This is a genomic window from Gammaproteobacteria bacterium (assembly GCA_029882975.1).
Lineage (GTDB): Bacteria > Pseudomonadota > Gammaproteobacteria > SZUA-152 > SZUA-152 > JAJDNG01.
The window spans coordinates 1-9,488 of the sequence record JAOUJW010000047.1 but is presented as its reverse complement, the minus strand read 5'-3'; the positions used below and the strand labels follow the sequence as shown (position 1 = coordinate 9,488).

The window sequence follows — 9,488 nt, the reverse complement described above, 5'->3', positions numbered from 1 at the left end:
TTTCACATATTTTGTTTGGCTCCCCAGCCCGGACTCGAACCAGGGACAGGCTGATTAACAGTCAGCTGCTCTACCGACTGAGCTACTGGGGAATGTCGGATTGCTCTAACCGAGCGGGGCGTATGTTACAACCGTGACGCCCTGGGGTCAATAGACCGTTGAAAATTTCTACAGAGATTTTCAACGGTTTTTTCAAACGAATCGTATGCTTACAGTATTTTGCTCATTCGTTTTACAGCATTTTGCAGGTTTTCCATACTGGTGGCAAAAGAAATTCTTGCATAGCCCGGATTACCAAAGGCAGAACCTGGAACCAGAGCTACTGCGGCTTTTGTCATGAGAACATCGGCCAGTTCCACATCATCCTTAAGGCCAAGATTGGCTATCGCCTGGGTATAATCGGCAAAGCTGTAGAATGCACCGGCGGAACGAATGCAGCGAACGCCATTGAGCTGATTCAGGGCATTGACGATATATTCATGGCGTTCTCGAAATGCCGCTACCATGGGGGCTATACAGGATTGATCACCACTCAAGGCGGCCTGAGCCGCCACCTGAGAAATAGAGGTGGGGTTGGAGGTGCTTTGGGACTGCACGTTTTTCATACCCGCAATCAGCCATTTAGGGCCTGCTGCGTAACCGATACGCCAGCCCGTCATGGAATAAGCTTTTGAAACGCCATTGAGCACGATGGTCTGAGGTTTTAATTCCGGGCATACATTAAGGATATTTTGAAATGAGCAGTCACTTAAACGGATGTGCTCATAGATATCATCTGTGGCCACTACCACATGCGGGTATTTCAGCAATACTTCGGCCAATGCTTTCAATTCTTCCGGGCTATAGACTGACCCCGTGGGATTGGACGGGCTATTGAGCACCATCAGTCGAGTCTTGGGGGTAAGGGCCGCTTGCAATTGATCCGGGGTGATTTTAAACCCATGCTCAATAGTGGTATTAATAATAACCGGTTTGGCATCAGCCAATAGGGCAATATCCGGGTAAGAAACCCAGTAGGGTGCCGGGATGACCACTTCGTCACCTTCACTCAGTAAAGCCTGGCATAAGTTGTAAAAGCTCTGTTTTCCGCCACAGGACACCAGAATTTGAGCCGGTTCAAAGTCAAAACCGTTTTCTTTGGAGAATTTTTCGACAATTGCTTGTTTCAAAGAAGGAATGCCGTCTACAGCAGTGTATTTGGTAAATCCTTCGTTAATGGCTTGAATTGCCGCATCTTTAATGCTTTGAGGCGTATCGAAATCGGGTTCACCTGCACCTAAGTCGATAATGTCTTGACCGGCGGCTTGCAGTTCCTTGGCTTTGGCGGATATGGCGAGTGTGGGAGATGGCTTGATTCTTTGCACTCGCGTTGACAGTGAATTCACAGGGTTCCTCTTCAGTTAGGGTTTACAATCTCGGTCTCCCGAACGCGGCTATTTTATTCAATTCCGCTGTCAAATGCTTGTTTTTTTTAATCTGCAAACGGGTTTAATTCAGGGTAGAATAGTTGTTTGCGCTACTGTGTTAATCAGTGGCAAGGTTTTAAATATTCCATTGTCAGATTATATAAGCAATTGAGTAATTACTCGTGGCAAAAGCCTTCCAATTAAAGTCCGATTTTAGTCCCGCCGGTGATCAACCCAGCGCCATAGAACAACTGGTGGCGGGCATCAATGCGGGGGAGGCGGCCCAAACCTTACTGGGTGTTACCGGCTCCGGTAAAACTTTCACCATTGCCCATGTGATCCAGGAGGTTCAACGACCTACCTTAATCATGGCGCACAATAAGACACTGGCGGCACAATTGTATGGTGAAATGCGCGAATTTTTCCCCAATAATGCTGTTGAATATTTTGTTTCCTACTACGACTATTACCAGCCCGAGGCCTATGTTCCCTCATCGGATACCTACATAGAAAAAGACGCCTCGATCAACGACCATATCGAACAAATGCGTCTTTCCGCCACCAAAGCCCTATTGGAGCGTAAAGACACCATCATCGTCGCTACCGTGTCGGCCATTTACGGTTTGGGTGACCCGCAATCCTACTTGCAAATGGTGCTGCTCCTGGTTCGCGGCGACACCGTGGATCAACGCCAGATTCTGCGGCGTTTGGCGGAGCTGCAATATCAGCGCAATGATACGGAACTGCAGCGGGGTACCTACCGGGTTCGCGGTGACGTGATCGATATTTTTCCGGCTGACTCCGATCGTGAAGCGGTGCGGGTGGAATTGTTTGACGACGAAATCGAATCCGTGGCCTATTTTGATCCATTGACCGGTGAGGTGTTAAGAAAGGTTCCACGGGCCGCGGTTTATCCTAAAAGCCATTATGTCACCCCGAGACAGACTGTTCTGGATGCTGTGGAATCCATTCGCGACGAGTTGGCCATTCGCTTGGAGCAACTGCGATCGGACAACCGTTTAGTGGAAGCCCAGCGGTTGGAAGAGCGAACCCGTTACGACCTGGAAATGATGTTGGAACTGGGATATTGCTCCGGCATAGAGAATTACTCACGCTATTTATCCGGACGCCGGCCCGGAGAACCACCGCCGACACTGATGGACTACCTACCACCGGAATCCTTACTGGTGCTGGACGAGTCCCATGTGACCGTATCTCAAATAGGCGCTATGTACAAAGGCGATCGCTCCCGCAAAGAGAATCTGGTGATGTACGGATTTCGATTGCCTTCGGCTTTGGATAACCGGCCTTTGCAATTTGAAGAATTTGAACAGTTGATGCCGCAAACCTTATTTGTGTCCGCCACGCCGGGACTATACGAAGAAAAAAATTCCGGTGCCGTGGTACGGCAAGTAGTGCGGCCCACCGGCTTGGTGGACCCGCTGCTGGAAGTGCGGCCTGCCGTGACGCAGGTGGATGACCTTATGTCGGAAATTCACAAGCGCACCGAGATTAAAGAACGGGTGTTGGTCACGACGCTGACCAAACGTATGGCAGAGGATCTGACCGACTACCTGGATGAACATGGTATACGGGTGCGCTATATGCACTCGGACATTGAGACGGTGGAGCGGGTGGAAATTATTCGGGATTTACGCCTGGGTGAATTCGACGTGTTGGTGGGTATCAATTTGTTGCGCGAAGGTTTGGATATGCCGGAAGTCTCGCTGGTAGCGATTTTGGATGCGGATAAAGAAGGTTTTCTGCGCTCCGAGCGATCCCTCATTCAGACCATTGGCCGAGCCGCACGAAACCTGAACGGTAAGGCCATTTTGTATGCCGATCGCATTACCCAGTCCATGCAAAAAGCCATCGACACCACCGAGGAGCGCCGCGCTATACAACAACAGTACAATGAGCAACACGGTATTACGCCGGCCTCGGTGATTAAATCCGTTGCCGATATTATGGAAGGCGCTCATATTGCCTATAAAGGTAAGACCAAGGAGTTTGCCAAGGTCGCGGAAGAGACCCTGGAATATGTCTCAATGAGCAAAGATCAGATCAAGAAAAAACTGAAACAACTGGAAACAAAAATGTATGAGCATGCCCGCAACCTGGAGTTCGAGGAGGCGGCCAGATTACGGGATGAGATCACACGTATTCAGGATACAGTTATGGGACCATCCCGGATATAATTTATACATACTGCGATTCAGTCTCGAATTAATTTCTGATGGTTCAAGCTGAATGTTCTAACCGGCAGTGCGGTAGAAACTCAGAATTTTATGAACCGCACCTACGAGGCTGCGGTCGAGCTCTATGCATTTGCCTGTATGGCTGTAAAAGCAAGGGAAACAGAAGCTTTGTGGACCTCTACACGTTAATCCCGAAATTCAGTTCGATTCGTTGTTCGAGATTTGCTGGCTTTTAGAAACATAGAATTCAGCTTTTTTTCCGAGAGCAAAATGAATACGAGTACCTATCCAGATAAACGCAGACCGTGTTGATAAACATTGTCACATCAAACATAACGCAGACACGCCCCCTTAATGAGTAAATTGTTGAGTTTTGTGAGTTGCAGTTTAGTGAACTAAAATCCTCCATAGAGTGTTCGACCTTTACTTACGAGAATCCTATAAGAAATGCCATTTTGAAGCATGGGACTGTGTCGTTATAACGCATACATCAACCGAACCCGGTATGTTCCAACGGGCACGTTGACTTACTTAAGTAGAGCTACTATTTTTAATTACATCTTAGTCTTTTGAAATATCACTTACCTAGCAAGGTGGTCAAGTATGGAAATTTCAATTTGGCATGTATTGTGTTCGAAGTTTCATATGAGGTGTTAGCAATCGATACAAACGACCGTGAACTAAAATATTAATACAAAAATGTACAGGGTAGAGTAGTGCCCACCTACAAACAAAAACAAGTCTCCGTCCTGACCATGAACACATTGGCCTTCGCGGTCAATTTTGCGGTCTGGACCATGTTTTCCGTCATTGGCATCAAAATAAAGGACGAGTTAGGTCTGAGCAATACCGAGTTCGGTTTATTGGTGGCGACGCCGATATTGACAGGTTCTCTGGTGCGGTTACCTCTCGGCTTGCTAACCGACCGTTATGGCGGACGTGTTGTCTTTTTCATCCAAATGATTCTGGTGGCGATACCAACGTATGGCCTTTCCTTTGCCACTCAATACTGGCAATACCTGATTATTGGGTTGTTTGTCGGGCTGGCTGGTGGCTCTTTTGCTATCGGCATCGCATATACATCTGCTTGGTTCTCCAAAGAGCGTCAAGGCACTGCCATGGGTATTTTCGGGGCCGGTAACGCAGGTGCTGCGGTCACTAATCTGGTTGCACCAACCATAGTGGTGGCTTACGGGTGGCGTGCGGTTCCGGAAGTATATTCCATCGCAATGCTGGTTATGGCCGTGTTGTTCTGGTTCACGACTTTTCCGGACCCGCTTCAACAGGAACGTAAAAAAAACAAGACACATGTTTCCTTGGGGCAGCAGTTAGCCCCTCTTACCGAGGCGCGAGTATGGCGTTTCGGCTTGGCGTACTATTTTGTATTTGGCGGATTTGTGGCGTTGGCCCTGTGGTTACCAAAGTACTATGTTGGGGAGTACGGACTTAGTTTGACGGATGCTGCGTTAATCACCATGTTTTTTACTCTGCCATCCGGTTTGATTCGCGCATTGGGTGGTTGGATGTCTGACAAGTGGGGTGGCGATACGGTGACGTGGTGGGTGTTCTGGGTCAGTATAATCTGCCTGTTTCTGGTGTCCTATCCGCAGACCACACTGATCGTACACGGAATTGACGAAGAGTTTTCCATCAAAATTGGTATCGGGATTGTGATGTTCACCGTGCTGATTTTCATAATCGGCATAGCTCAGGGTATAGGCAAAGCCAGCGTTTATCGAAGCCTGGCTGATTATTATCCCACCAGTATGGGTTCGGTGGGAGGATTGGTTGGCGTTATTGGCGGCCTGGGTGGTTTCACCTTACCGATCATGTTTGGTATTGCCGCTGACATCATTGGAGTACGAAGCAGTTGCTTTATGTTGATGTATATTGTCTTGGCGGGGATCATGATCTGGACTTGGTCAGCCGCCAGGGCAGAACGCGAAGCCATACTAGAAGAAAAAGGCGACCTGCGAAAGGAACTGGCACGCGATGGTATCCTGTTTACACGGGAAAGAAAACTATGGCTCAACGACTGGCGGCCGGAAGACGACGAGTTCTGGAATACCACTGGACGCAATATTGCTTATCGAAATCTGTGGTTCTCAATGCCGGCACTGCTGCTTTCCTTTGCAGTTTGGGTGGTATGGAGTGTGGTTGTAGTGGAATTACCGCGTGTAGGCTTTCAGTTCAGCACCAGTGAGTTGTTTTGGCTCGCGGCATTACCCGGATTGTCGGGCGCCGTCCTGCGAATGTTGTATTCCTTTATGGTGCCGATATTCGGTGGCCGCAATTGGGCGGTGTTTAGTACTATTTCTTTGTTGATACCCGTCATGTGGATTGGTGTCGCTGTTCAAAACCCCAATACCAATTATGCTGTTTTTGTTGTCATTTCCTTACTCTGTGGTGTTGGCGGCGGTAACTTTTCATCAAGTATGGGAAACATCAGTTTCTTTTTTCCGAAGCGGGTGCAAGGTGCCGTTTTAGGCCTTAACGCAGGTGTCGGTAATCTGGGTGTTGCCTTGGCTCAAGCGGTTGTTCCCCTGGTAATTTACAGTGGCGCGTTTTTCATTCTGGAAGGCAGTGCCCAAATAGTGACACAAGACGGTAAAGAACAGTTGATCTGGTTACAGAATTCGGGATACATCTGGGTGCCGTTTATCCTTCTTGCAGCAGTGGGTCAGTGGTTCGGAATGAATAACATTCGCCACGTACAGGCTACTTTTGCTGAACAGGCAACCATTTTCAAACGCAAGCATGCTTGGTTGGGTGGTTGGTTATACACGGGGACTTTCGGCTCCTTTATTGGATTTGCAATAGGCTTCCCAATGTTATTGGCAACCCAATTTCCGGACTCCCATATGGTTAATTATGCATTCATCGGCCCTCTTTTGGGGGCTTTGACCCGCCCATTGGGTGGCTGGATGTCGGACCGTATAGGTGGGGCCAGCCTGACTTTTTGGAATTTCAGCGTAATGGTGCTGGCCATAATCGGTGTTTTGATGGCGCTCCCGGCAGCTTCCGGCAGTGGCAGTGCAACCGGCTTTTACATCATGTTTCTGATCCTGTTCTCCACAGCCGGATTGGGTAACGGTTCGGTCTATCGCATGGTTCCGATTGTTTTTCGTACTATTCACCAACGTTGGTCGGAAGGCCAGGATGATGCAAGAAGGTTTTCAGCTATGCGCCAAGCGGAGAGCGAATCTGCAGTTGCGTTGGGATTCACATCTTCGATAGCAGCCTTTGGTGGATTCTTTATCCCCATCGCGCTGGCTACATCCACCACGCTATTTGGCAATCCGTTTGCTGCCATGATTATTTTCGGAGTGTTTTACCTGAGTTGTATGTGGGCTACTTGGACCTGGTATTACGGAAAAGGTGCTGAAGTACCGTGCTGATTGGGGTTTTCTTCGTTCAAGAATAAGCTTGCTTGTTTGGGACAATAATCCTTACTTGTGAAAAAGAGGAAAGGTGCATGGCAGATTTAAAAGAATGGAATCCCGAAGATCCTGACTTTTGGGAATCAAAAGGGAAAAAAATAGCGAACCGGAATTTGTGGATTTCAATCCCGAGTTTACTTTGCGGTTTTGCCATTTGGTTGTACTGGGGAATCATCACTGTGCAGATGCTCAACCTGGGATTTCCATTTGCCAAAGCCGAACTGTTTACCCTGGCTGCCATCGCCGGTTTAACCGGTGCGACATTGCGTATTCCCAGCAGTTTTTTTATTCGTATCGCTGGTGGTCGCAATACTATTTTCTTTACTACTGCATTGCTTATGATCCCTGCGGTCGGTACCGGCATTGCCCTGCAGGATAAAAACACACCCTTGTGGGTCTTTCAATTTCTAGCATTTTTATCCGGTTTCGGAGGCGGCAACTTTGCTTCATCCATGTCCAATATCAGTTTCTTTTTTCCAAAGCGCATGCAGGGTCTTGCCTTGGGGTTAAATGCTGGATTAGGAAATGCCGGTGTGACCACCATGCAGATCCTGGTGCCACTGGTCATGACGTTCGGAATATTTGGCGGCTCTTCAATGATATTGGAGAACACGTCCGGCACATTGATCGGTAAAATACCTGCCGGAGCGGAAACCTGGATTCATAATGCGGGTTATGTCTGGTTGGTTATTCTTATTCCTTTGGCATTTGTGGGTTGGTTCGGTATGAATAATATCCGCACTGAAGAAGTCTCTCCGCAAATAGGATCTCCCATCGGTGCTTTCTCAAAAATTACCGCTATGCTGTTAATCGGTTTTCTGACAGCCGCGGCGGGTCTTTATGTGATTCTACCTGCGCCCACCGGCTTGGGTGCACCAGACTGGACCAAGTGGCCCGTTATCGCCGCCATTCTGTTTGGTACGGTGATGTTGTTAAAAATGATTCCAGGAGAGATTAAGCCAAATCTTCAACGCCAGTTCAAAATTTTCGGAAACAAGCACACTTGGGTCATGAGTGTTATTTACACCATGACCTTTGGCAGTTTTATTGGATATTCCGCCGGATTTGCATTGGCGATCAAAGTGGTATTTGGATTTCAGCATGTAATGGTTGACGGGGTGATGACACATAACATCGCTAACGCCAATGGGCCGTCTGCTCTGATGTATGCTTGGATGGGCCCGTTCATCGGTGCATTGATTCGTCCGCTGGGTGGTTGGATCGCTGATAAAGTGGGTGGAGCAAAAGTTACTCAGGTCGTTTCTATTGTAATGATCGTTAGTGCGCTTGGGGTAGCTTATTTTCTCAAGCTTGCGTATGTGTCAGAAACTCCGGAGGAATATTTTGTTCCATTCTTTTTGTTGTTCCTGGTTCTGTTTGCGGCGACAGGCATTGGTAATGGATCAACGTTTCGTACCATCGCCATGGTGTTTCCTAAAGAGCAAGCCGGTCCCGCGCTGGGCTGGACATCGGCCGTGGCAGCATATGGTGCTTTTGTTATTCCCAAGGTGTTTGGTGAGCAGATTAAAGCAGCAACACCGGAATTTGCTTTATACGGATTCGCCTTGTTTTATTTCATTTGTCTGTTGTTAAACTGGTGGTATTACCTAGGACCCAAAGCCGATATCAAAAATCCATAGTGAACGATTACATATGAAGCCTAAGCATTTGCCGGCCAAGCCCGACTTTTGGTCGGAGTTGCGAAGAATGGTGGTGAAAATTAAAGGAGCGCATCAATGAGCCATTTCATAGACCGTCTGAAATTTTTTAAACGGATTAAAAGCACATACTCTGACGGTCATGGCATTGTGACTGACGAGGACCGGAAATGGGAGGATGCGTATCGCCATCGCTGGCAACACGACAAAGTTGTGCGATCCACTCATGGGGTGAATTGTACTGGTGGCTGCAGTTGGAAGATTTTTGTCAAGAACGGATTAGTTGCGTTCGAGATGCAACAAACCGATTATCCACGTACCCGCGATGATATGCCCAATCACGAACCTCGAGGCTGTCAACGTGGTGCCAGTTTTTCCTGGTACCTGTATAGTCCTCATCGAGTCAAGTATCCCTTGATTCGAGGGCGCTTACTTGATTTGTATAGGGCCGAGCGAAAAGCGGGTAAGGACCCGGTAGAGGCATGGGAAGCCATCCAGTCAGATTCCGAAAAACGCAAAAAGTATACAGCAGTACGTGGCCTGGGTGGTTTTGTCCGCATGGGTTGGGATGAGGTTAACGAGATCATCGCCGCTGCCAATGTCTATACGATAAAAAAATACGGTCCGGATCGATTGTTTGGCTTTTCACCGATCCCGGCCATGTCCATGATCAGCTATGCCGCCGGATCTCGCTATTTGTCCCTCATAGGTGGTGCCTGCGGCAGTTTCTACGATTGGTATTGCGATTTGCCCCCAGCATCACCCCAGGTGTGGGGCGAACAGACA

General features: G+C 48.2%; 5 protein-coding genes, 1 tRNA gene and 1 pseudogene. 5 read left to right on the top strand and 2 right to left on the bottom strand.

Features of this window, described 5'->3' with window-relative positions:
* Window positions 1–16: 16 nt before the first annotated feature.
* Window positions 17–92: transfer RNA gene (locus OEY58_21840), tRNA-Asn, on the bottom strand.
* A 117-nt stretch (window positions 93–209) separates the two neighbouring features.
* A complete protein-coding gene (locus OEY58_21835; protein ID MDH5328097.1) occupies window positions 210–1,385 on the bottom strand; it encodes a pyridoxal phosphate-dependent aminotransferase in 1,176 nt (391 codons plus the stop codon).
* 203 nt (window positions 1,386–1,588) lie between these two features.
* Here OEY58_21835 and uvrB point away from each other — a divergent pair, with 203 nt between their 5' ends.
* The 5 genes and pseudogenes from uvrB to OEY58_21810 form a co-directional block, all read left to right on the top strand.
* Window positions 1,589–3,604 (top strand): excinuclease ABC subunit UvrB, encoded by a 2,016-nt coding sequence (uvrB, locus tag OEY58_21830; GenBank protein ID MDH5328096.1) that lies wholly within the window; start codon window positions 1,589–1,591, stop codon window positions 3,602–3,604.
* 755 nt (window positions 3,605–4,359) lie between these two features.
* A pseudogene (locus tag OEY58_21825) lies at window positions 4,360–5,208 on the top strand (NarK/NasA family nitrate transporter).
* 69 nt (window positions 5,209–5,277) lie between these two features.
* Window positions 5,278–7,002, top strand: a complete 1,725-nt coding sequence (locus OEY58_21820) for a NarK family nitrate/nitrite MFS transporter (GenBank protein ID MDH5328095.1) — start codon at window positions 5,278–5,280, stop codon at window positions 7,000–7,002.
* Window positions 7,003–7,079: 77 nt separating this feature from the next.
* The gene (locus OEY58_21815; protein MDH5328094.1) at window positions 7,080–8,684 is read left to right on the top strand and encodes an antiporter; all 1,605 of its coding nucleotides are present in this window, start codon (window positions 7,080–7,082) and stop codon (window positions 8,682–8,684) included.
* A 96-nt stretch (window positions 8,685–8,780) separates the two neighbouring features.
* On the top strand, window positions 8,781–9,488 hold a 708-nt coding region (locus tag OEY58_21810), incomplete at its 3' end, for a molybdopterin-dependent oxidoreductase (protein ID MDH5328093.1).